Here is a 23037-nt window from a genome sequence, read left to right as displayed (position 1 = left end):
CCGGACAAGGGTCCAATAGGCGAGGCGGGAGGGTGCATGCAAGCCGGGGTACTACGGCTTTACCGCCAACTTTCGCCCGAGCTCCGGCTGGCTGTCACAAATGGCGCTTGATTGTCAAAAAGACATCAAGATTGACACAATCTGTAACATTAATGTCATCAAACCTTCATAGTGCGCGGGGGCCGTCCTGAAAGGCCCACGCTTTGTCCCGCAAACTCGTACATATCGCTGTTCCTGCCCTCGCCACCGCCATGGCGCTCGCCGTGGCCGGTACGGCCCAAGCGCGCGACGATGCGCAAGGCTGGGCGGCGGCCACCGTCAATGTCGACCTCGGCGGCGGCTTTCGCGCCAGCAACGAAACCGTGCTGCGCTTCAGCGATATCCGTGGCGGACTCTATGAGGTGGAGGACAACCTGATGGTCGGCTACAAGCCGAACAAGCAGGTGACGCTGTGGCTCGGCTATACGCACAATCCCCAGTATGACCATGGCGACTTCACGCGCATGGAGCACCGTTTTCGCCAGCAGGTGAATGTCGACAACTTTGCGCAGATCGGCGGGATCAAGTTCTCCGGCCGCGTGCGGCTCGAGGAGCGCTGGCGTGAAGGGCAGGGCGGCCCTGCATGGCGGCTGCGCCCATTCATCAAGGCATCCATGCCGGTTGCGGGCAAGGTGAACCTTGTCGCCAGCCACGAGAGCTTCATCGATCTGAACACCTCTGCCTTCCAGCGCGTGCGCGGCGAGGAGCGGATGCGCAACTTCGTGGGCCTTTCCGCGCCACTCAGCAAAAAGCTCGGGATCGAGGCGGGTTACCTGCTGCAGCACGGTTTCGTGCGCGGCGCTGCGGACAATCACGACCACGTCTTTTCGGTCGCGCTGACGGGCAACTTCTGAAGCCCTTTGCTCTAGGTGCCGGCGAAGTAGAACTTGGCGGCCGTTGAGAGGGTGATGATCGCCAGCATCGAGCAGAGCGCCGAAATGAACCCCCAGGGCACCGCGCTGATGCGATCGAGATCGAGGCGGCGGCGTTCACGGCGCTCGCGCAGGCCGGCGAGCAAGCCGCAGATCAGCATGATCGCGCCGAGGCCGACAAATTCCGCCGTGTAGCTGAGCGAATCGAAGTCCATCGCATCCCGCGCCGATGGCGCCATTCGCATGTCAGACCATGTGCCGGGAGGCGGTTGCCAGGTGGCCGGTGCCGTCCGGCTGGTGACCCCTACGGGAATCGAACCCGTGTTTCAGCCGTGAGAGGGCCGCGTCCTAACCGCTAGACGAAGGGGCCTTGCCGTAAACCGGGTCGGCGGTCCCGCCCCGGTCGTATTCTTCTTGCCCGCGCCCATTGGCAGGAGTTGGGCGCCTGGCATTCAGTTGGTGACCCCTACGGGAATCGAACCCGTGTTTCAGCCGTGAAAGGGCCGCGTCCTAACCGCTAGACGAAGGGGCCACTGGCTGAGGCCACGTGGCAGGCCCGCGCGTCTAGGACGGAGTATCGGATTGGTCAACCCCCTCCCTGTGGAGACGCAAACGCCTGTCCCAAGGGGAAGGTCTCAGTCGGCAAAGGCCGCATCCTCGACATGGAGTTCGGCGGCAGGGCGGCTGCCCCAGTCATCGATCTTGGCACGGCCGGCAAGCCAGAACTGGCGTCCGCGCGCGCCGTGGAGCAGGGCCTGGCCCATCTCGCTCTCCCCCGCGCGGAAAGCCATGGCCTTGAACGAGCGGCCGTCCTGCCCGCCTGCGATCATCCGCACATGATCCGCGCCGACAATGTCGCACTTGATCAGGCGCACCGGTCCCACGGCCACGCGGGGGCCGGGCCAGCCCATGCCGAACGGGCCGGCAGCCTCGAGCCGTTCGACGAGATCGGGGGTGAGGCCGCCGGGCGCGAGGCTGAGATCGAGCAGCAGCGACTGGCTCTGCCGCGCTGCCGCGACATCACGGGCGAGGCGCTCGTCGAGCCAGTCGGCAAGGCGCTCGGTGCCGCCCGCGGCCACGGTCAGCCCGCAGGCCATGGCATGGCCGCCGCCCGCGATCAGCAGCCCCGCCGCCCGCGCCGCAATGATCGCCGCGCCCAGATCGACGCCGGGGATCGAGCGGCCCGAGCCCTTGCCGTTGCCTTCAGAATCGCCATCCTCGGCGATGACCAGCGTGGGCCGGCCGGTCTTTTCCTTGATGCGGCCGGCCACGATGCCGATCACCCCCGGATGCCAGCCCGCGCCGTGCACCACGACCACGCTGCGGTTGTGCTGCGCCAGAACCTGCGCTTCGGCGGCTTCCTGCACGACCTGCTCGATGGCCCGGCGCTCGTCGTTGAGTTCGGATAGGCGCGCCGCAATGGTGCGGGCTTCCTCTGCATCCGAAGTGGTCAGCAGCCGCACGCCGAGGCTCGAATCGCCGATGCGCCCCGCGGCATTGATGCGCGGACCGAGCGCGAAACCGAGATCGCTGCAAGTGGGCGCGCGGGTCAGGCGGCTGGCGTCGATCAGCGCGGCGAGGCCGACATTGGCGCGGCGCGCCATGATCTTGAGGCCCTGCGCCACGAATGCGCGGTTCACGCCCCGGATCTGCGCCACATCGGCCACCGTGCCGAGCGCGACGAGATCGAGCAGGCCCATGAGATCGGGCGCGGCCGAAGCGCTGACCAGGCCGCGTGCGCGCAAGGTTCGCAGCGTTGCGACCGCAAGGAGGAACGCGACGCCGACTGCGGCCATGTGGCCATGGCTGGCGGCCTCGTCGCTTTCGTCGAGCCGGTTGGGATTGACCAGCGCGGCGGCGGGGGGCAGCTCCGGATTGCACTTGTGGTGATCGACGACGATGACATCGACACCTTCCGCGCGCGCGGCCGAAAGCGCTTCATAGGCCATTGCGCCGCAATCGACCGTGACGATGAGCTGCGCACCCTCGCGCGCCAGCTTGACGAGGCCCTCGGCCGAAGGGCCATAGCCTTCGAGCAGGCGGTCCGGGATATAGGGCCGCGCTTGAACGCCAAGGCTGGCGAGGAAGCGGATCAGCAGCGCGGCGCTGGTCGCGCCATCGACGTCGTAGTCGCCATAGACAGCGATCGCCTCGCCTCTGGCGATCGCATCGGCGAGGCGCACGGCAGCTGCATCCATGTCGTTGAAGATCGAAGGGTCGGGCAGGAAATCGCGCAAGGTGGGGCGGCGGTGGCGCTCCAGATCCTGGCGCTCCACACCGCGCGCCAGCAGCAGCTGATCAACAAGGCCATCGAGCTGGCCGAGAGCGCCGCCGGCAAGGTCCATGTTGCCGCCGCGCCAGCGCCAGGCGAGGCCGGACAGCGAATGGGTGATGGCAGTGACCGGGATCATGCTGAAGGCGCTAACCGATCGCGGCGGCGCGGGGAAGGGCGGGGCAGATGCTGCCCACATTCCGCTGCATATCTGTGTGCCAGATCATCGCATCACCGCAGCGCGATTGACAGAAGGCCTGCGGATATGGTCGCATCCGGCAAAAGGGTAATCCGGTCGCGCCGTACGAACAGGCAGAGGGGGGCACAGGCACCGCTCTTGCAAAAGGGGTTGGAGCCGATGACCAAGAACCGCATCCGTCTGATCGTTGCCGCAGGGAGCGCGAGTGTCGTGCTCGTCGGCATCGGCGTGGCGCAGACATCCGCACCGATTGCCCGCTATGAAATGCGGGCCGGCACCACCTCCGGCCTGATGGGCGGCATGGCGGGCATGCGTGGCGGAGGGATGGGCGCGGCGATGAGCATGGCCTTCGGCGGCGGCAATCGCAACGCGCCGCAGCACGAACTGTGGCTCGATCTGGGTTCGAGCCGGGTTCCCGCCGGCGGTCCGCCCAAGGCTGACCACTTCATGCCCGCCGGTGCCAGGCTCGGGCTGTCGGTGCCGCTGAAGACGCCGGTGAAGGGACCGGTCGGCCCCGAGGAACCGGTCGAGAAGCGTGACTTCAAACGGCCCAAGGGGCGCATGCTGATCTTCTGGGGCTGCGGCGAACATGCGCCTGCCGGTCAGCCGGTGGTGATCGACTTCGCGAAGATCGCCGCAGGGCAGATGCCGCCGGGCCTGTGGACAAGCAATGTGCCGATGGAGCGCCGCGTCTCCTATTCGAGCAGCAAGACTTATGGCTCCTGGCCCAACGACGAGGGCAAGACGTCGGTCCGGACGGACAGTTCGCTGATCGGCGCGCACAGGATTGCGGGCAATTACTCGCCCGAAATGAATTTCACCCTGACCAAGGACTTCATGGGCGCGCTCAGGACTTCGAGCGCTCCGCAGCCCAGCGGGGCGACCCTGCTGCGCTGGAACGCGCTGCCCGACGCGACTGGCTACCATGCCTCGCTGATCGGCGGGAAGATGGATAAGGGCAGCGAGATGAGCGACATGGTGTGGTGGTCTTCGAGCGCCACGCGCGAGTTCGGCGGCGGGCTTTCGGACTGGCTCTCGCCTGCGACGGTGGCCAAGCTGGTGGCCAGCAAGACCGTGCTGGCGCCCGGGACGACCACCTGCACTGTCCCTGCCGAGGTCAAGGCAGCCGCGCCGCAGTTCCAGATGGTCACGCTCTATGCCTATGGGCCAGAGGAAAGCTTCGTCTATCCCCCGCGCCCGGCCAATCCCAAGACACCGTGGAAGCCGGAATGGACCGCCGATATCCGACATCGTTCGATGACCGGGTTCCTGCTCGGCATGCCGGGCATGGATGAGGCCGATGCCGGCAACGGTCGCAACCAGGGCCAGCAATCGCAGCAGCAATGCCAGCCCAAGCCGAAGAAGCGCGGGCTGGGCGGGCTTGGCGGCCTGATCGGCGGCGCGCTGGGCGGTGCGGTGAGCGGTGCCGGCGGCAGCGGGGATGGTTGCTGAACCGGCCATGCTGCTGATCATCTGGCACAGCCGCACCGGCGGTGCCCGCGCGATGGCCGAGGCCGCGCTGCGGGGAGCAGTCGGCGAGGGCGCTGCGCGCTTGCTTCCCGCCGAGGAGACTGAGCCGGAGCAGCTTCTGGCCGCGCAGGGCTATCTGTTCGTGTGCCCGGAAAACCTCGGCACGATGAGCGGGGCGATGAAGGAGTTCTTCGACCGCTGCTATTATCCGATGCTCGGGCAGATCGAGGGCCGCCCCTTTGCGACGGCAATTTCGGCCGGATCGGATGGATCAGGCGCCGAGCGCCAGATCGAGCGGATCGTCACCGGCTGGCGGCTGCGGCGAATCGCCGAAGGGCTCATTGTGAACCTCGAAGCCCAGACACCAGCGGCCATTCTGGCACCCAAGACGGTGCCTGCGGCGGCGCTGAAAAAATGCCATGATTTGGGACTGTCTTTTGCGGCCGGGCTGGCGATGGGCCTGTTCTAGGGGGTCGGCGCAGTGGATTTATCCGATTCCGTGCCGTTTTGGCTGCACGGGACTCGACGACTGCATAACATTGGTGTCTCTGCTTATCAGAGTGAGGGAGCATATCTGGTGGTGATCGAGCGTGCCGCAGGGCGTGAGCCCCTTGCCGCGCTGCTGTTCGGTCGGGATGACCGGCCGGCTGCGTCTGAAGTCGCCGACCTCGCCGTCGGGCCCGACGGGTTCTCAATCCTCAATGCCGGGCGGGCACCACAGGGGCAGGCAGAACTGCTGCGGGACGGGTTGACCTTCGACCTTGCCGGGCTCGCCCCCGCGCCGAAGCAGGACCTACCGGCCGCGGTACACCGCGTCGCTTTGTCTAATGATTTCAATTGCGAATCGTTGGAGGCCGCATCATTTCTGGTGGGCCCCCACCTTGCCGGTGCCGAGCATCTCCTGCCGGTGCTGCGGGTCGCGGCAGCCATCCTGCGCCACTTGACCCAGTTGAAGGGCCTGCAGGCAGTCGTCTGGCGGCCGGCCCGGATCGTGATGTCGCCGGCGTGGTTTGCCGAAGCAGTCGGCGTCTGGCTGGCAGGCGGTCCGTTTCCCGCTCTCGCGCTGACTGCGCTGGCGCGCAGCCAGAGTGGGATCGAAAGCGAGGGGCTGGGTTTCCTCACGGGCCAGGAATTCACCCTCCATGCGCGGGGCGGCGGGCCGAACCGGGAGGACAGCCGCATCGCGGTGCGCCTCACCGATTGGCTCGTCACGCATGGGCGCGTTGATGCCGCGCGCGAAGTGGTTCTCGCCGGCGTAGGGGCGGTGTGGATCGAGCCGGACGGGGCCAACAGGCTTAACGTGGCGCCGCGCTAGGTAAAGGAAGCTTGCTGGCGGCAATTAAAGCACGCTTGCGAGCGCGGCATTAACTTACCTGCGCAAACAAGGGCGCATGGTTCCTTCTGGACAAAAGGCCAGGGGAAGGATCCCCTTCCGCTCGGTGAATGTGCCGGGCAAATCCGGCTATACACCCGGTTTGCAGCGTCATCACCTGCTGCCCCGCGCGCTGCTCAATCGCCGGGCGTTCAACCGCATGATCGGTGCGCTCACGCCCGATCGCATCGGTTTTCACGACTTTCGCGCCAACGGACTACTGCTGCCGGCGACGGAGAGCGGCGCGCAGCGGATCGGCCTGCCGTTACATCGGGGGCCACATGGAACCTATTCGGAAATGGTTACCGAACGGGTCGGCCAGATCGAACTCGGTTGGAGCCGCACGCGCCAATTTGATTCCGAACTGGCGAGCATGGAGGCGCTGATGCGGCTCGACCTGCTGCAGCGCGCGCTGCGCCGCCGCCTGTTGAGCCCGCCCAAGGGTGAGGAAATCGTGCTCAACAAGCGCGATCCCGCGCTCGATTACAGCCACCTCGACCGCATGGCCGAGATGCTGTGGGAAGCGACGGAGAGCAGTCTTTAAAGGAAGGGCGCGCTGTCGGCGCTCAGGCCGGCAGCGGCTTCGCGGTATTGCGCGGTGAGCGTGGCGACACGCTCGGCCACGGTCTCGACCTTGTCGACCGCGCCGATGCCCTGGCCCGAACCCCAGATGTCCTTCCACGCCTTGGCTTCGGTGTTGCCGCCCGAGCCGAAGTTCATCGCCGAAGGATCGCTTACGGGCAAGTTATCGGGATCGAGCCCGGCCTTGACGATCGAGCCGCGCAGGTAGTTGCCGTGAACGCCGGTAAAGAGGTTCGAATAGACGATGTCCTGTGCGCGGCTGCTGACGATTTCCTGCTTGTAGCCTTCCGCCGCGCGGGCTTCCGTCGTGGCGATCCAGGCCGAGCCGATATAGGCGAAATCGGCGCCGAGGGCCTGCGCGGCGAGGATCGAGCGGCCGTGCGCGATGGCGCCCGAAAGCGCGATCAGGCCATCGAACCAGGTACGGATTTCCTGCATCAGCGCAAACGGCGAAAGCGCGCCGGCATGGCCGCCAGCCCCTGCGGCGACGGGGATAAGCCCGTCCGCGCCCTTTTCGATGGCCTTGCGGGCGAAGCGGTCGTTGATCACGTCATGCAGCACGATGCCGCCCCAGCGGTGCGCGGCCTGATTGATATCTTCCCGCGCGCCCAGCGAGGTGATCAGCATGGGCACCTGCCACTTTTCGCAAAGCGCCATGTCCTCATCGAGGCGGTTGTTGGTCTTGTGGACGATCTGGTTGACCGCGAAGGGCGCGGCGGGGCTTTCCGGATGATCGCGGTTGTGCGCGGCCAGCGTCTCGGTGATTTCATGCAGCCATTCGTCGAGCTGGCTGATCGGGCGCGCATTGAGCGACGGGAAGCTGCCGATGATGCCTGCCTTGCACTGCGCGATGACGAGTTCGGGGCCGGAAATGATGAACAGCGGCGAACCGATGACGGGGAGGCGCAGGTTCTTGAACAGCGGGGGAAGCGGCATCCGTGAAGCTCCGATTTAAGCGGGCGGTTAAACCGGGTTTAGGCAGGAGAAGCGGCGCTGTCAAACGCCAGCACCGCTCCCTTTATGGCTAGGCAGCCAGCAGGTGCTCGATGCCGTAAGTCCGCGCCGCGTTGCCGGCGAAGAGCGCGTGCTTCTCTTCCGCCGAAGCGCCATGGGCGAGGCGCTTGAAGGTGTTCCAGAGCACCAGGTAGGTCGCGCCCCAGCGGTCGACGGGGTAGTTGCTTTCGAACATACCGCGTTCCGGCCCGAAGGCATCGATGCAGGTCTCGATATAGGGGTGCCACATCGCGGCGAGGGTTTCGGAAGCCGTGCCGGCAGCCGGACCTTGCTCGGGCATGCCGCAGAAGGCCATGGCAAGGCCGCCCAGTTTAACCGAGACATTGGGGCACTTCGCCAGTTCGCGGATGCTCTCGCGCCAGACGTCAAAGCGTTCGTGCAGCTTGCCCTTGTAGCTCGCGGTGCCGAGCGGGGTGCCGCAATGATCGAGCACGATGGGCTGATCGGGGAAGGCGCGGGCGAGGCTGATCACATCCGGCAGTTGTGGTTCGAGCAGCCATGCATCGAAGGTGAGGCCCATCTTGCCAAGGTGCTTGAATCCGGCGCGGAAGGCATCGCTGTTGTAGAGACCGGCAGGCGCATGGAATGGCGGGCCGAGCACTTCGGGATCGGCATCCCAGGCTGCGGCATGGCGTATGCCCTTGAAGCGGCCGTTACCTGCGGCGATCAGCGCCTCGAGCACCGGCACTGCGCCGTCGCCCAGCGTCATGTCGGCATGGCCGATGATCGCGGCGCAGGGGCGGTAGCTGCCATAGAGTCCGCTGGCGCCCTGTGCGGCTACGCCGTTGACGAATTCGACCTCGCCCACCGGCTTCAGCGCATGCTCAGCCCCGTTCCGATAGAACGCGCCGCATTCCATGAACACGGTGCCGACGATGTTGTGGCCGCTGTGCGTATCGGCGTGAAGGGTGTCGAAGTTGTAGTAAGCCGCCGGAACCAGCGTTTCGACAAAGGGATGCAGCGGAGTCGGGAACGAGGCGACCAGCGGGCGCAGGTCCCACAAGTGATGGTGCGGGTCGATGATCGGCAGATCGGGTTCGATGATCTCTTCGATGTGGGCTTCTGGCATGGCTCTCTCTCGTGGTCGGCCTCTTGACGGGCGCGCGGGGGAGTATGCCGGATGGGGCGGGAAAGGGAAGGGGGCCTACTTCTCCTTGATCCCCAGCAACTCGGCGATGCGCTTGCGATCGGCCGGGGTGAGGTCCTTGTAGGACTTGCGCTTGGGGAAGCGGGCGAGTTCGGCCTCCACGCCCTTCATGATCTCCGGCATGCGCTTCATCATTGTGGGCATGAACGTCTGCATGCTGCCGAGCACTTCGGGATCGGTGAAGATCATCATCGAATTGCCTGCATAGACAGTGCCCGTCGGCGTTGCGAAGAAGGCGTTGAGATCGGCGAGCTGTCGGGCATCGAAGCGGCGCGCATAGGCCCGCGCGAGACTGGCCTGCATGACCGGCTCGAATTCGGTGAACAGCGAACCCATCGCCTTGAACATGGCCGGCATGGTGGCGGCGGTGCGTTCCTTGAAGGCCGGGTCCATGATCGCCATGAGCTCGTCGAGCGTCGCGCCCGGCTTGGTTGCGACAACTTGCTCGTCGACCCCGGCCAGGGCGGCCATATCCTTCAGCGGAAGCTTGCCCAGCGAATCCATCATCGGCTTGACCATGCCTTCGAGCGAGCGGTCCATCATCCGGGCATAGGTGCCGGCAGGGAAGATGTACTGGACCGTCTGCCTTGCGGCTTCGAGGCGGGCCGGATCAATCGGCGCGGTGGCGGGATCGGTGGCTGCTTCTGCGGCAGGGACTGCCACAACGGTCACGGTCGCCGCTGGCGCATCGACCTGCTGGGCATGGAGCGGCGAAGCAAGACAGGCCGCCGCCAGGCAGACAGCCAGTGCAGTGCGCCGCGTGGATTTCAGCATGGTTCGTTTCCCCCGGTCATCGGCCTTGGACGGAGCCAAGCCTATGGCGGCGGCGGTTGGGCGGCAAGCCGGGGATGCGTCCATTTCGGCATGGCGATTGCCTGTGGCGCAGGCACTGGACGCCCCTCCGACCCGCCTGCGGCGGGCCACCTCCCCATCTGCACTTCGTGAAAATGGGGAGGAGCTGGCGGGATCAGCCCGCCGCGTTCGCTGCGCTCAGGATCGCTCGGACGCTGGCGGTGGCGACGTCCTCGTCGATGCCGACGCCCCAGATGACTTTGCCATCGGGGCCGGTGCATTCAACGTAGGCGGCTGCGCGGGCGTCGCTGCCGGCCTGGAGGGCATGCTCGGCGTAGTCGCGTACGTCGATGCTGATGCCGAAGCCGTCCTTGAGGGTGGCGACGACCGAGGAGATCAGCCCGTTACCGCGCCCGGAGACCGAGCGGACTTCGCCATCGACGGCGATCTTGCCGGCGAACACGCGGGTACCATCGGGCGCGCGGGCTTCCTCGTAGTCGACGAGGGTGAAGCGCTGCTCGCCTTCGAGGTGGTAGGTCTTCTGGAACACGGCCCAGATATCGCCGGCCTGCAGTTCGCGTCCGACTTCATCGGCGAGGTCCTGCACGTGGCGCGAGAAGTGGGCTTGCATCTTCTTGGGCAGCTTGAGGCCCTGATCCTGCTCGAGCACCCAGGCGAAGCCGCCTTTGCCGGACTGCGAGTTGACGCGGATGACCGCCTCGTAGCTGCGGCCGAGATCGGCGGGGTCGATGGGCAGGTAGGGGACCGCCCACAGTTCATCGTTCTGGGTCTCGCGCGCGGCAAAGCCCTTCTTGATCGCGTCCTGATGGCTGCCGGAGAAGGCGGTGAACACGAGATCGCCGCCATAGGGGTGGCGCGGGTGGACGGGGAGCTGGTTGCAGTATTCGACCGTCTGGATGACCTTGTCGATGTCCGAGAAATCCAGCTCCGGATCAACACCTTGCGTATACAGGTTGAGCGCGACCGTGACGAGGCAGCAGTTGCCGGTGCGCTCGCCGTTGCCGAACAGGCAGCCCTCGACGCGGTCCGCACCGGCCATGAGGCCCAGTTCGGCGGCAGCGACGCCGGTGCCGCGATCGTTGTGGGTGTGGAGGCTGATCACGGCGCGGTCGCGGTTCGGCAGGTTGCGGCAGAAGTATTCGATCTGGTCGGCGTAGATGTTGGGCGTTGCCGCCTCGACCGTTGCGGGGAGGTTGAGGATGATCGGCTTGTCCGTGGTGGGCTGGAGGACTTCCATGACCGCCTCGCAGCATTCGATGCTGAAATCGAGTTCGGCGGTGGAGAAGGTTTCCGGGCTGTATTCGAAATGCCAGTCCGTCTCAGGGAAGCGGGCGGCCTGATCGCGCAGGAAGGTCGCGCCGGCGCGGGCGATTTCCTTGATCTCGGCCGGTTCCATGCCGAAGACGACCTTGCGCCACAGCGGCGAGACCGCGTTGTAGACGTGGACAATGGCCTGCTTCGCCCCCGCGAGGCTTTCGAACGAGGTTTTGATCAGGTCTTCGCGCGATTGCGTCAGCACCTGGATGAAGACGTCATCCGGAATGCGGCCGGAATCAACCAGCCCCCGGATGAAATCATACTCGGTTGCGCCCGCGCTGGGGAAACCGACTTCGATTTCCTTGAGGCCGAGGCTGAGCAGCAGATCGAAAAAGCGCGACTTCTTGTCCGCATCCATCGGATCGATCAGCGATTGGTTGCCATCGCGCATATCCGTTGAGAGCCAGCGAGGGGCCTGCGTGATCGTGCGCGACGGCCACTGGCGGTTTTCCAGCGGGACCTGCGGGAAGGGGCGGTACTTGACCGAAGGATTCTTCATCATGGACATGGGATGGCTTTCGGATCTGGCAATTGCGACTTCATGACGGGAGACCCTTGGGCGCTGAAGGCGCGCCTATCGGCCGCCTTGCTTCACGCCCAAGGGCGGATAAGTCGCAGGGTAAGGTCCAGAGCGCGGATCATGAATTTAGCCTATGGTGAAGGACGCCGCGCTTGTCCAGAATGAAAGCAAGGGAGAGCGTGATGTCTGAAGCAGTCGAGCCGTTTGAATACCGCGTTCCGCAGGCGGCGCTGGATGATCTGCATGCGCGGCTCGATATGGCGCGCTGGCCGGAAAAGGAAGCGGTGGACGACTGGACGCAAGGCGTGCCGCTGGCGGCATTGCAGGATTTCGTGCGCTATTGGCGGCATGCGTATGACTGGCGCAAGTGCGAGGACTGGCTGAACGGGCTGGGGCTCTACACCACGAATATCGATGGGGTGGCGATCCGGTTTCTGCATGTGAAATCGAAGCATGAGGGCGCCTCGCCGCTGATCATGACGCATGGGTGGCCGGGCTCTATCCTCGAGTTTCGCGGCGTGATCGACGCGCTGACCGATCCGGAAGCGCATGGGGGGCGGGCGGAGGATGCCTTCCATCTGGTGATCCCGTGCTTGCCGGGCTTTGGTCTTTCGGGAAAGCCGGAGAAGCACGGCTGGGGCGTCGAGAAGATCGCGAGAGCCTGGGGCGTGCTGATGGCGCGGCTGGGCTATGCCCGGTGGTTTGCGCAAGGGGGCGACTGGGGCTCCATCGTGACAACGCAGATCGGCATTCAGGCCATCGAGGGCTGTGCGGGCATCCACCTCAACATGCCGATTTCGCGGCCGCTGCCGGAGGATATGGCCAACCCTTCGCCGGCGGAGCTCAAGGCGTTGGGCGCGCTCAAGTACTATCAGGATTGGGATTCGGGCTATTCCAAGGAGCAATCCACCCGGCCGCAAACGATCGGCTACTCGCTGGTCGATTCGCCAGTGGGGCTGGCAGGCTGGATCTATGAAAAGATGTGGGCCTGGACCGACAACGACGGCATGCCCGAGAGCGCGCTGAGCCGGGATGCGATGCTCGACAATATCATGCTCTATTGGCTGCCGGCGGCGGGCGCTTCTTCGGCGCGGCTCTATTGGGAGAGCTTCGGCAGTGCGGGCGGCGGGGATATCGCGATGCCCATCGCGGTAAGTGCCTTCCCCAAGGAAGTGCTACCGACGCCGCGCAAGTGGATGGAGCGGCACTGCGCGAATATCGTCCACTGGGGCGAGATGGCCAAGGGCGGGCACTTCGCCGCGTGGGAGCAGCCCGCAGCTTTCGTGGGAGAGCTGCGGACTGCGTTTGCGCTGATGCGGTAGTTTCTAAGCTCTCTCCCTTGAAGGGGAGAGAGCACAGGCAATCAGCCCTTCTTCTCGAAGGCGATGGTGATTTCGAGCTTCACTTCGTCGGCCACCAGCGGGGCGAAGAAGCCGAGGCCGAAATCGCTGCGCTTGATCGTGGATTCGCCGTGGAAGCCGATTGTGGCCGCCTTGTTGAAGAAATTGGTGCCTGCGCCGCTGAATTTCGCGGTGAACGCGGCGGGCTTGGTGACGCCATTGAGTGTGAGGTTACCCTCGACGGTTGCGCTCAGGCCGTCCGCGCCGGGGATCACCTTGGTCGAAACGAAGACGGCGTCCGCCGCGTTGGCGCCAAAGAAATCGGCCTTGCCGCCATCGGCACCGGGCTTGAGGAGATGCGCGGTGAGCGCCTGATCGACCGTGACGACCTTCGAGACCGGGATCGTCGCGGTCAGTTTCGCGGCGGCGGGATTGGCGGGATCGAACGTCATCGAACCGCCGAGCTGGCCGAACAGGCCGAAATAATCGTTGAAACCGAGATGGTTGACCCGCCACGCGATCATCGAGTGGGTGGCATCGACGGTGTAATTACCGGCAGTGACGCGCGACTTGTCGAGCGTGCCCGGGGGCGTGCTGGGCATTTGCGAGAGCGACGGCGCGGCGAGCGCGGCCAGCGCGAGGGGCAGGGCGAGCGTCAGGGTGGTGCGTGCGGCGCGGGGGAAGCGTATCACGGGCGGTCTCCGGTGCGAATGTCCTAACGTGGCTGCCACAGCAGGATGCCTGATAGCAAGCGCGTCGCGATCAGCCGCATCGCATGACAGCTATGCGCCCGGCTTCGTCGACGATCACATTGAGCCGATCGGGATTCTGATCGAGGGTGATGACCTGCCCGGGGGCGATCCAGCGGACGGGGTGAGGGCGGGCAACCTGGCCTACGGTGTTGCGCACTTCGGCAACAGCCCGCGCGCCGACAAAACGGGCGGTGAGAGCAAGGCTGCAGGTATCAGGGGCTACGGGTTCTGCCTTCAGGGGCAGGGCTGATGCGGCGCACAGCGGCAGCCATGCGAGCGCCGCCGCGCCAGACCGAAACGTCATTTCTTTGAATTCCCCGATACTTCGAAAATGCCCGATACTTCGAAGATGGAGGTATTGGCTTCGGGGTAAATCCACAACCGCCGGTGGGCGGTTTCCTTATGTCGTTCGTCGAAGGGCGGACCGCATGGGCCCGCCCTTCCGCATTTTCGGATCAGTTCTTGGCCTTGTCGACCAGCTTGTTGGCGCCGATCCACGGCATCATCGCGCGCAGCTGGGCACCGGTCTTCTCGATCGGGTGGGCTGCGGCGGCCTTGCGGGCGGCCTTCAATTCCGGCTGGCCGGCGCGGTTGTCGAGCACGAACGACTTCACGAAGCGGCCCGACTGGATGTCGGCCAGAACGCGCTTCATTTCCGCCTTGGTCTCGTCGGTGATGATGCGCGGACCGGTGGTGATGTCGCCGTATTCGGCGGTGTTCGAGATCGAGTAGCGCATGTTGGCGATGCCGCCTTCATAGAGCAGGTCGACGATCAGCTTGGTTTCGTGGAGGCACTCGAAATAGGCCATTTCCGGCGCATAGCCGGCTTCGACCAGCGTCTCGAACCCGGCCTGGATGAGGTGGGTGATGCCGCCGCAGAGCACGGCCTGCTCGCCGAACAGGTCGGTCTCGCACTCTTCCTTGAAGTTCGTCTCGATGATGCCCGAGCGGCCGCCGCCGACGCCCGAAGCATAAGCAAGGCCGACATCATGCGCGTTGCCGGTCGCGTCCTGATGGACGGCGATCAGGCAGGGCACGCCGCCGCCGCGCACGTATTCGCTGCGGACGGTGTGGCCGGGGCCCTTGGGCGCGATCATGATCACGTCGATATCGGCGCGCGGCTCGATCAGGCCGAAGTGGACGTTGAGGCCGTGCGCGAAGGCCAGCGCCGCGCCGGGCTTCATGTTGGCATGAAGGTCTTCGGCGTAGATCGCGGCCTGATGCTCATCGGGCGCGAGGACCATGAGGATATCGGCCCACGATGCGGCTTCGGCGTTCGAAAGGACCTTGAAGCCAGCGGCTTCGGCCTTCTTGGCGGTGGCCGAGCCGGCGCGCAGCGCGATGGCGACGTCCTTGACGCCGCTGTCACGCAGGTTCTGGGCATGGGCGTGGCCCTGCGAGCCGTAGCCGAGCACGGCGATCTTCTTGTCCGTGATGAGGTTCAGATCGCAATCGGCGTCGTAGTAGACCTTCATAGTATGCTTCCCTCGCGTCTTGGGCGTCATGCTGAACTTGGTTCAGCATCCATCTTGCCGCCCGCGCTGTGGCCTTCCGGAAAAGGCCGTGCTTGCGGCAAGATGGACCCTGAACCAAGTTCAGGGTGACGGGTGTTTGGTGGTTCGGTTGCTGTAGGTTCTCGAATTTCCGTAATATCTAAGCCGCCTCAGCGCCGCGGATCATGCCGACGATGCCGGTGCGACCGACCTCGACGAGGCCGAGCTCCTTCATCAGGCTGACGAAGCTGTCGATCTTCTCGGGCGCGCCGGTAAGTTCGAAGACGAAGCTGCCGGTGGTGGTATCGACGACCTTGGCGCGGAACACATCGGCGAGGCGCAGCGCCTCGACGCGGTTCTCGCCCTTGCCCGCAACCTTGATCAGCGCGAGCTCGCGCTCGACGTAAGGGCCGACTTCGGTGAGATCGACGACCTTGTGGACGGGCACGAGGCGTTCGAGCTGCGCGCGGATCTGGTCGATCACCTCGGGCGGGCCGTGGGTGACGATGGTGATGCGGCTGACGTCGTGGCCATCGGTAATGTCGGCCACCGTCAAGCTGTCGATATTGTAGCCGCGCGCGGTGAAGAGCCCCGCGATCTTGGCGAGAATACCGGCTTCGTTGTCGACGGTGATGGTGAGGACGTGGCGCTCAGCAGCGGCGATCAGGGTTTCGGCGGTCATGATCTAGGCCTCCTCAAACCAGCGCCTTGGCGGCGTCGTCCATCGTGCCGGAGACGCTGTCGCCGTAGAGGATCATGTCGGTATGCGCCGCGCCCGAGGGGATCATCGGGTAGCAGTTCACTTCCTTGGCGACGAGGCAATCGACGAAGACTGGCCCCGGATGGTCGATCATCGCCTGAATGCCGGCGTCGAGCTCGCTCTCATCGGTGATGCGGATGCCCTTCCAGCCATAGGCTTCGGCGAGCTTCACGAAATCGGGCAGGCTGTCCGAATAGGAGTTCGAATAACGGCTCTCGTACGTCAGTTCCTGCCACTGGCGGACCATGCCCATCCATTCGTTGTTGAGCACGAAGACCTTGACCGGCAAGCGATACTGCGTGGCGGTGCCGAGCTCCTGGATGTTCATCTGGATCGAGGCATCGCCCGCGATGTCGATCACGAGCGCATCGGGGAAGCCGACTTGCGCGCCGATCGCGGCGGGCAGGCCATAGCCCATCGTGCCGAGGCCGCCCGAAGTGAGCCACTTGTTGGGGCCGGAGAAGTGGAAATACTGCGCCGCCCACATCTGGTGCTGGCCGACTTCGGTCGTGATGATCGGATCGTGCCTGCGCGTCAGTTCGTAGAGCCGCTCGACCGCATATTGCGGCATGATCGCCTCGCTACGGTGCGGATAGGCGAGGGATTTGCGCGCGCGCCAGCCTTCGATGCGGGCGAACCATTCGGTGAGGTCTGCCGCCTCGTGGTGGGCTTCGTGCCACGCGCCAAGAAGCTGCTGCAGCACCTTCGCGCAATCGCCGACGATGGGAAGATCGGCGCGCACGGTCTTGTTGATCGAGGCCCGGTCGATATCGATGTGGATGCGCTTCGAATTCGGCGAGAAGGCATCGAGCCGGCCGGTGACGCGGTCGTCAAAGCGGGCGCCGATGGCGACGATGAGATCGGCACGGTTCATCGCCATGTTGGCTTCATAGGTGCCATGCATGCCGAGCATGCCAAGCCAGGCGGGATGTTCTGCCGGGAAGGCGCCAAGGCCCATGAGCGTGGAGGTGACCGGCGCGCCGGTGAGGGCCTGCAGCTCGCGCAGCAGGGCGGCCGCCTTGGGCCCCGAATTGATCACGCCGCCGCCGGTGTAGAAGATCGGTGCCTGCGCGGCTGCGATCATCTGGACGGCCAGCGCGATATCCTCGCGAGAGCCCTCAAGCTGCGGATTGTAGCGCGTGCGTTCGCGCAGCGGCTTGCCCGTCCACGGCGCGAGGCCGATCTGGACGTCCTTGGGGATATCGATCACGACCGGGCCGGGGCGACCTTCGGTGGCGATGCGAAACGCCTCGGCCACGATCTCGCCCAGCTGATTGGGGTCTTTCACGAGGTAATTGTGCTTCGTGCAGTGGCGCGTGATGCCGACGGTATCGCATTCCTGGAACGCATCAGAACCGATCAGCGCGGTGGGCACCTGGCCAGTGATGACGACAAGCGGGATCGAATCCATGAAAGCATCGGCAATGCCGGTGACCGCGTTGGTAGCGCCGGGGCCCGAGGTGACGAGCACGACGCCGGGCTTGCCTGTAGCGCGGGCATAGCCTTCCGCGGCGTGGGCGGCGCCTGCTTCGTGGCGGACGAGAATGTGGCGAATGCGCTCTTCACCGAACAGGGCATCGTAAATCGGCAGCACCGCACCGCCGGGATAGCCGAACACGCATTCGACTCCCTGTGCAACCAGGCTTTCGACCAGAATCTCTGCGCCGCTGCGCTCGTTCTTCACGCTCAATTCCCTTCCCGGCCCGGTGTTCCCTACTGGGTCTTGCCCCGGATGCCGCTGCGAACCGGCGCGTTAGCCGTGCCGCCGCGCCGTTCAAACCAAAATCTGCCCGATACGGGGCCGAATCCCACGAAAACCCGCAAAAAATGCGGCCCGGAGCAGAGGCAGACTGCACCGGGCCAGGCATGCCGGGGAGGGACTGGAATCCTTACACGGCGTTGAGTGTGGCGTATACGACATAAAATGCCGCGTCAATCGCTAATCACGTAATAATGCTTCAATCAAGCTGTCTGGCGGGGAATTTTGCAACGTGATGCGCGGCCACGCGGGGGGTGGTTGATGCCTCAGCCAGGTGTATTGCCGCTTGGCATAGCGGCGCGTGGCCTGGCTTCCTGCCGCGATGGCCTCGGCTTCAGAGCACGTGCCGGCAAGGAAATCAGTGACTTCCGGCACGCCAATGGCGCGCATCACGGGGAGGGCGGGATCAAGAGTGCGGGCGAGCAGTGCCTCGACTTCGGCGAGCGCGCCGCCGCGCCACATCTGCGCGAAGCGGTGGTCGCAGCGTTCATAGAGCCATGGGCGATCGGGCATCAGGATCAGTGGGCGCAGCGCCACGGCGTGGCCGATGCCGCCGGTACGCTCGGCTTGCCATGCCGCAAGAGGGCGGCCGGTGGAGCGCACCACTTCGAGCGCGCGGGCTACGCGCGCGCTGTCGGCCGGGGCGAGCGCGGCGGCGCGCTCCGGGTCTTCGCGGGTGAGGGCAGCATAGGCGTGCGCCACCGGCAAGGCGCGCACGGCGGCGCGCACCTCGGGATCGATGGGGGGCACGGGGGCGATGCCATCGAGCAAGGTTCGGATGTAAAGTCCGGTGCCGCCGACGAGGATGGGGAGCGCACCTTGCCCGTGCGCGGCGGCGATTTCGGTGCGGGCGGCGGCGGCCCAATCGGCGGCGGAACAGGCCTCGGCCCCATCCCACGCGCCGAACAGGCGGTGGGGCACGCACTGCATTTCGTCTTCTGACGGGCGGGCGCTGAGGACGGCGAGATCGGCGTAGACCTGCGCGCTATCGGCATTGATGACGACGGCCTTGCCTGCGGCGGCGAGCGCGGTGCGCACGGCGAGATCGCTCTTGCCGCTGGCCGTCGGCCCTGCAATGAGCGCGAGCGGCGGCAGGCTGGCCGCGCTTGAAGGGGAATGGTTGGTGCTCATCGCAAGGCTGATAGCAGAGCCCGAGACGCTTGGTGACACCTTAGGTGATCGGCTTGCGCTCGCCATGGAGCAGATCGAGGACGCGGGCTGGGAAGTGGCCGGCGCAGGCATGCTCGCGGAAGTCGAGGACGTGCTCGAGATGGAGCTGATCGAGGAAGCGGTAGCGCCCGATGTCGGCGCGGTTCGGCGCATTCTGGACGAGTGCTTCCCGAGCACTGACCTCCTGCTTTCGCGCGAGGCCATCGAAGTGCCGCGGCTGTTTGTCTCGGACATGGATTCGACCATGATCGGGCAGGAATGCATTGATGAACTGGCGGATTTTGCAGGGCTGAAAGAACGGATCGCGGCGATCACCGAGCGGGCGATGCGGGGCGAGCTCGATTTCGAGGCGGCGCTGCGGGAACGCGTGGGGCTGCTGAAGGACCTTTCGGAAGGCGCCATTGCGCAGTGCCTCGAGGAGCGGATCCGCCCGATGGACGGTGCGCGCACGCTGGTTGCGACTTTGAAGGCGCTGGGCGCGCGGACGGTGCTGGTGACGGGCGGTTTCCACGCCTTTGCCGATCCGGTGGCGGAGCAACTGGGCTTCGAGCATGTCGTGGCAAACCGGCTGGGCGTGCATGGCGGCAAGCTGACGGGCGACGTGGTCGGCGGGATCGTCGACAGTTCGGTCAAGCGCAAGGTGCTGCTCGATGAGGCGGCGCTGCTGGGCGAGGGCGTGGGTTCGCTGGCGACCGGCGACGGCGCGAACGACATTCCGATGCTGGAGGCGGCGACCCACGGCATCGCCTATCGCGCCAAGCCCAAGGCGCGTGCGGCGGCGGATGGGTGGATCGAGCGAGGCGATCTGACCGCGATCCTCTCGCTTTATGGCATTGCGCGGGAGAATTGGGTGGCGGCTTGACGCTATATTAACACTGGTGTTAGTAGTGCCGCAGAACCTGATTCTGCGGAGGCCTGCGTGAACGCTCTGACTGCCCGTTTCGAAGCTGATACCTCACGCGATTTCCTGCAGCTGCCGCTGTTCGATGAGCGGCGGCCGCAGCTGCGGCTGCGTCCAGCCAAGGCGCTGCACCATTTCCGTGAGCTGTTGAAGGACAAGGAAAATACCGAGGAGGTGTTCTACATCTTCGAGGCGCTGCCTTGGCGCGATCTGCGCAAGTCCGGCGAGCGGTTCCTGACTTCGGAGCGCGGCATGGATATCCGGGTGAAGGAACCCGATCTGCCGACGATCCTTGATGACCACGCAGCGCTGCGGCGCATGCCGGAAGGCTCGCTGGCGCATGCCTACTGCGACTTCATGGAGAAGGAAGGACTCACCGCGGCGGGCCTCGTCGAGGAGTTCGAACGCTTCGCCAAGGACAAGCCCAAGTACAACGACCAGTTCCAGTGGTACATGAACCGCATGCGCGATGTGCATGATATGCTTCATGTTCTCACCGGCTATGGCCGCGATGCGCTGGGCGAGGCCTGCGTGCTGGCGTTCACCTACAGCCAGCAGCCTTCGCCGGCGCACCTGTTCATCGGCTACATGGCCGGGCTCAATATCGGCAAGCAGGTCAAGAGCAGCGCCCCGGTGCTGCGCGCGATCCGCGAGGCGCAGGGTCTGGGCAAGGCCTGCCCGCGGCTGGTCGAGCAATCAATCACGCAGCTGCTGCCGCTGCCGCTGCAGGAAGTGCGCCGCCGCCTCAACATCTCGCCCGCGATGCATTATCGTGCGGCGCATGCGGTGTGGCAGTCGATGGGGGTCGATCCCTACGATCTGTTGGGCAAGAAGGCGGCGTAAAGAACCCCTCCGCCTTCGCTCCGCTCAGGCACCTCCCCATTTGGGCTTAGCCAAAATGGGGAGGAAGATAGAAGCGCTGCCTGCCTTATCCTCTCCATTTTCCCGCAGGGCAAATGGGGAGGTGGCCTGCCGCAGGCAGGTCGGAGGGGTTCTTTACCCCTCCATCCAATCTTTGAAGAACGCCTCGTTGGCCTCACGCAGCGCCGCGATTTCCACCGAAAACCCCGGCCCGCTGACGGCGCTGCCGCCGGTGGTGCCGATGCGGGCCATCGGGATGCCGGCGGCCTGGATCGTCTCCGCCACCGCGCTCGTCACGATATAGCGGCCCTGATCCTCACCGAAGGCGGTAAAGTGATCGCCGATTTCCTCGAGCGTGCAGCCGATACCGCTGGCGAGCGCCATTTCCGCAAGCGCTACCAGCAGGCCGCCGTCTGAAACGTCATGAACCGCGCTGACCTTTCCGGCGGCGATCAGGCTGCGCACGAATTCGCCGTGGGCGCGTTCGGCGGCGAGATCGACCGGCGGGGGCGGGCCGTCCTCAAGGCCGTGGATTTCGCGCAGCCAGAGTGACTGGCCGAGGTGGCCCCCCAAAGTCCCTTCATCGCTGTGGCCGATCACGAAGATCGCCTCGCCTGCCGCCTTGAACGCAATCGTCGCCATCTTCTCATGGTTTTCCATGAGGCCGACGCCGCCGATCGCGGGGGTGGGGAGAATGGCCGAGCCGCCGCCAGTCGCCTTGCTCTCGTTGTAAAGCGAGACGTTGCCGCTCACGATCGGATAGTCGAGCGCGCGGCAGGCTTCGCCCATGCCGCGCAGGGCTTCGACGATCTGGGCCATGATTTCGGGGCGCTGCGGGTTCGCAAAGTTCAGGCAGTTGGTGATCGCGAGCGGGGTCGCGCCGACGGCCGAGATATTGCGGTAGGTTTCGGCCACCGCCTGCTTGCCGCCTTCGTGAGGGTCGGCATAGCAGTAGCGCGGGGTGCAGTCGGTGCTCATCGCGAGCGCCTTGTGCGTGCCGTGGAGGCGCACGACGGCCGCGTCGCCGCCCGACTTTTGCAGCGTGTCTGCACCAACCTGCGAATCGTATTGCTCCCAGATCCAGCGGCGACTGGCGAGATCGGGGCAGCCGATGAGTTTGAGGAGATCCGCGCCGAGATCGGTGCTGGCCGGCACATCGCCCAGCGGCTTCACCCCGGCCCATGCCTTGTAGTCCGCAAGGCTCATTGCTGGGCGGTCATAGAGCGGGGCGTCTTCGGCGAGCGGGCCGAGCGGGATGTTGCACACGGTCTCGCCCTGGAACGTCAGGACCATGTTGCCGGTGTCGGTCACTTCGCCGATCACCGCGAAATCGAGTTCCCACTTGCGGAAAATCGCCTCGGCCATCGCTTCCTTGCCGGGCTTCAGCACCATGAGCATGCGCTCCTGGCTTTCCGAGAGCATCATTTCGTAGGGCGTCATGCCCTCTTCGCGGCAGGGCACCTTGTCCATGTCGAGCACGATGCCGGCCTTGCCGTTGGTCGCCATTTCGACCGACGAGGACGTGAGGCCCGCCGCGCCCATGTCCTGAATCGCGACGATGGCGTCGGTCGCCATGAGTTCGAGGCAGGCTTCGATGAGGAGCTTTTCGGTGAAGGGATCGCCGACTTGCACGGTGGGGCGCTTGGCTTCCGAATCCTCGCCGAAATCGGCGCTGGCCATCGTTGCGCCGTGAATGCCGTCGCGCCCGGTCTTGGAGCCGACGTAGACGATCGGATTGCCGATGCCGGTGGCGGCGGAATAGAAGATCTTGTCCTGATCGGCGACGCCCACAGTCATCGCGTTGACGAGGATGTTGCCGTCATAGGCAGGGTGGAAGTTGGTCTCGCCGCCCACGGTCGGCACGCCGACGCAGTTGCCATATCCGCCGATGCCCGCGACGACGCCCTGCACGAGGTGCTTCATCTTGGGGTGATCGGGGCGGCCGAAGCGCAGCGCGTTCATGTTGGCAACGGGGCGCGCTCCCATCGTGAAAACGTCGCGCAGGATGCCGCCCACGCCCGTCGCCGCGCCTTGGTAAGGCTCGATGTAGGAGGGGTGGTTGTGGCTCTCCATCTTGAAGATGGCGGCGAGCTTGGTGCCGTCCGGTCCATCGCCGATATCGATAACGCCGGCGTTCTCGCCGGGGCCGCAGATCACCCAGGGCGCCTCGGTCGGCAGCTTCTTGAGATGAATGCGGCTCGATTTGTAGGAACAGTGCTCCGACCACATGACCGAGAAGATGCCGAGCTCGACGAGGTTCGGCTCGCGCCCCAGCGCGTGGAGCACGCGGGCGTATTCTTCCTCGGACAGCCCGTGGGCGGCGACGGTTTCTGCGGTGATCTCGGCCATGCGGGGGGCTTTAGCGACGGAGCGCGGCCAAGGCG

The 23037-nt window shown here is 65.3% G+C and carries 21 protein-coding genes and 2 tRNA genes; 8 read left to right on the top strand and 15 right to left on the bottom strand.

The window, feature by feature from the left end; all coding sequences use genetic code 11:
- Positions 1-251 precede the first annotated feature (251 nt).
- On the top strand, positions 252-893 hold the full coding sequence (locus ACO06X_RS05105; protein WP_421838892.1) for a DUF2490 domain-containing protein: 642 nt from the start codon (positions 252-254) through the stop codon (positions 891-893).
- An 11-nt stretch (positions 894-904) separates the two neighbouring features.
- Here ACO06X_RS05105 and ACO06X_RS05100 read toward each other — a convergent pair whose 3' ends face one another.
- The 4 genes from ACO06X_RS05100 to recJ all read right to left on the bottom strand — a co-directional run bounded on the left by ACO06X_RS05100 (position 905) and on the right by recJ (position 3322).
- The gene (locus ACO06X_RS05100; RefSeq protein WP_421838891.1) at positions 905-1150 is read right to left on the bottom strand and encodes a hypothetical protein; all 246 of its coding nucleotides are present in this window, start codon (positions 1148-1150) and stop codon (positions 905-907) included.
- Positions 1151-1206: 56 nt separating this feature from the next.
- Positions 1207-1281 (bottom strand) — tRNA-Glu (locus ACO06X_RS05095).
- 87 nt (positions 1282-1368) lie between these two features.
- A tRNA-Glu gene (locus ACO06X_RS05090) sits at positions 1369-1443 on the bottom strand.
- Positions 1444-1546: 103 nt separating this feature from the next.
- A complete protein-coding gene (recJ, locus tag ACO06X_RS05085) occupies positions 1547-3322 on the bottom strand; it encodes a single-stranded-DNA-specific exonuclease RecJ (protein WP_421838890.1) in 1776 nt (591 codons plus the stop codon).
- 219 nt (positions 3323-3541) lie between these two features.
- Between recJ and ACO06X_RS05080 the strand changes: the two genes are divergently transcribed.
- The 4 genes from ACO06X_RS05080 (at position 3542) to ACO06X_RS05065 (ending at position 6768) form a co-directional block, all read left to right on the top strand.
- Positions 3542-4834 (top strand): hypothetical protein, encoded by a 1293-nt coding sequence (locus tag ACO06X_RS05080; RefSeq protein WP_421838889.1) that lies wholly within the window; start codon positions 3542-3544, stop codon positions 4832-4834.
- Positions 4824-5321: a flavodoxin family protein gene (locus ACO06X_RS05075; RefSeq protein ID WP_421838888.1), complete on the top strand. Its 498-nt coding sequence runs from the start codon at positions 4824-4826 to the stop codon at positions 5319-5321. The genes ACO06X_RS05080 and ACO06X_RS05075 overlap by 11 nt, the downstream gene beginning before the upstream one ends.
- Positions 5322-5429: 108 nt before the next feature.
- Positions 5430-6167 carry a hypothetical protein gene (locus tag ACO06X_RS05070; RefSeq protein WP_421838887.1) on the top strand — a complete coding sequence of 246 codons (738 nt, stop codon included), beginning with the start codon at positions 5430-5432 and terminating at the stop codon, positions 6165-6167.
- Between the two features lie 124 nt (positions 6168-6291).
- A complete protein-coding gene (locus ACO06X_RS05065) occupies positions 6292-6768 on the top strand; it encodes an AHH domain-containing protein (RefSeq protein WP_421838886.1) in 477 nt (158 codons plus the stop codon).
- On the opposite strand, the gene ACO06X_RS05060 is transcribed toward ACO06X_RS05065, so the two are convergent.
- The 4 genes from ACO06X_RS05060 to leuA all read right to left on the bottom strand — a co-directional run bounded on the left by ACO06X_RS05060 (position 6765) and on the right by leuA (position 11605).
- Complete coding sequence (locus tag ACO06X_RS05060; protein WP_298167245.1) at positions 6765-7742, bottom strand: NAD(P)H-dependent flavin oxidoreductase; 978 nt, start codon at positions 7740-7742, stop codon at positions 6765-6767. The genes ACO06X_RS05065 and ACO06X_RS05060 overlap by 4 nt on opposite strands.
- Before the next feature lie 88 nt (positions 7743-7830).
- On the bottom strand, positions 7831-8889 hold the full coding sequence (locus ACO06X_RS05055) for an amidohydrolase family protein (protein WP_421838885.1): 1059 nt from the start codon (positions 8887-8889) through the stop codon (positions 7831-7833).
- 75 nt (positions 8890-8964) lie between these two features.
- The gene (locus ACO06X_RS05050) at positions 8965-9741 is read right to left on the bottom strand and encodes a DUF2059 domain-containing protein (protein WP_421838884.1); all 777 of its coding nucleotides are present in this window, start codon (positions 9739-9741) and stop codon (positions 8965-8967) included.
- A gap of 193 nt (positions 9742-9934) precedes the next feature.
- A complete protein-coding gene (leuA, locus tag ACO06X_RS05045; RefSeq protein WP_421838883.1) occupies positions 9935-11605 on the bottom strand; it encodes a 2-isopropylmalate synthase in 1671 nt (556 codons plus the stop codon).
- 194 nt (positions 11606-11799) lie between these two features.
- Between leuA and ACO06X_RS05040 the strand changes: the two genes are divergently transcribed.
- Positions 11800-12939, top strand: a complete 1140-nt coding sequence (locus tag ACO06X_RS05040) for an epoxide hydrolase family protein (RefSeq protein WP_421838882.1) — start codon at positions 11800-11802, stop codon at positions 12937-12939.
- A 41-nt stretch (positions 12940-12980) separates the two neighbouring features.
- Here the strand turns inward: ACO06X_RS05040 and ACO06X_RS05035 are convergent, their stop codons facing one another.
- From ACO06X_RS05035 to miaA, 6 genes are all read right to left on the bottom strand, one after another.
- On the bottom strand, positions 12981-13649 hold the full coding sequence (locus ACO06X_RS05035) for a YceI family protein (RefSeq protein WP_421838881.1): 669 nt from the start codon (positions 13647-13649) through the stop codon (positions 12981-12983).
- Positions 13650-13719: 70 nt separating this feature from the next.
- Positions 13720-14013 (bottom strand): I78 family peptidase inhibitor, encoded by a 294-nt coding sequence (locus tag ACO06X_RS05030; protein ID WP_421838880.1) that lies wholly within the window; start codon positions 14011-14013, stop codon positions 13720-13722.
- A 151-nt stretch (positions 14014-14164) separates the two neighbouring features.
- On the bottom strand, positions 14165-15184 hold the full coding sequence (gene ilvC / locus ACO06X_RS05025; protein ID WP_421838879.1) for a ketol-acid reductoisomerase: 1020 nt from the start codon (positions 15182-15184) through the stop codon (positions 14165-14167).
- A 178-nt stretch (positions 15185-15362) separates the two neighbouring features.
- Complete coding sequence (gene ilvN / locus ACO06X_RS05020; protein ID WP_421838878.1) at positions 15363-15884, bottom strand: acetolactate synthase small subunit; 522 nt, start codon at positions 15882-15884, stop codon at positions 15363-15365.
- A gap of 13 nt (positions 15885-15897) precedes the next feature.
- The gene (ilvB, locus tag ACO06X_RS05015; RefSeq protein ID WP_421838877.1) at positions 15898-17646 is read right to left on the bottom strand and encodes a biosynthetic-type acetolactate synthase large subunit; all 1749 of its coding nucleotides are present in this window, start codon (positions 17644-17646) and stop codon (positions 15898-15900) included.
- Between the two features lie 255 nt (positions 17647-17901).
- Positions 17902-18852 carry a tRNA (adenosine(37)-N6)-dimethylallyltransferase MiaA gene (gene miaA, locus ACO06X_RS05010; RefSeq protein WP_421838876.1) on the bottom strand — a complete coding sequence of 317 codons (951 nt, stop codon included), beginning with the start codon at positions 18850-18852 and terminating at the stop codon, positions 17902-17904.
- Here miaA and serB point away from each other — a divergent pair.
- Both serB and ACO06X_RS05000 read left to right on the top strand, forming a co-directional pair.
- Positions 18845-19753, top strand: a complete 909-nt coding sequence (gene serB, locus ACO06X_RS05005) for a phosphoserine phosphatase SerB (RefSeq protein ID WP_421838875.1) — start codon at positions 18845-18847, stop codon at positions 19751-19753. The two genes, miaA and serB, sit on opposite strands and share 8 nt — an antisense overlap.
- 57 nt (positions 19754-19810) lie before the next feature.
- Entirely contained in the window at positions 19811-20635 is an 825-nt protein-coding gene (locus ACO06X_RS05000; protein WP_421838874.1) for a Coq4 family protein, read from the top strand.
- Between the two features lie 153 nt (positions 20636-20788).
- Here ACO06X_RS05000 and purL read toward each other — a convergent pair whose 3' ends face one another.
- The gene (gene purL, locus ACO06X_RS04995) at positions 20789-23002 is read right to left on the bottom strand and encodes a phosphoribosylformylglycinamidine synthase subunit PurL (RefSeq protein WP_421838873.1); all 2214 of its coding nucleotides are present in this window, start codon (positions 23000-23002) and stop codon (positions 20789-20791) included.
- Between the last annotated feature and the right edge of the window lie 35 nt (positions 23003-23037).

The sequence above is a fragment of the Novosphingobium sp. genome, from assembly GCF_965229225.1.
Lineage (GTDB): Bacteria > Pseudomonadota > Alphaproteobacteria > Sphingomonadales > Sphingomonadaceae > Novosphingobium.
This window is presented reverse-complemented; position numbering and strand designations above follow the sequence as displayed.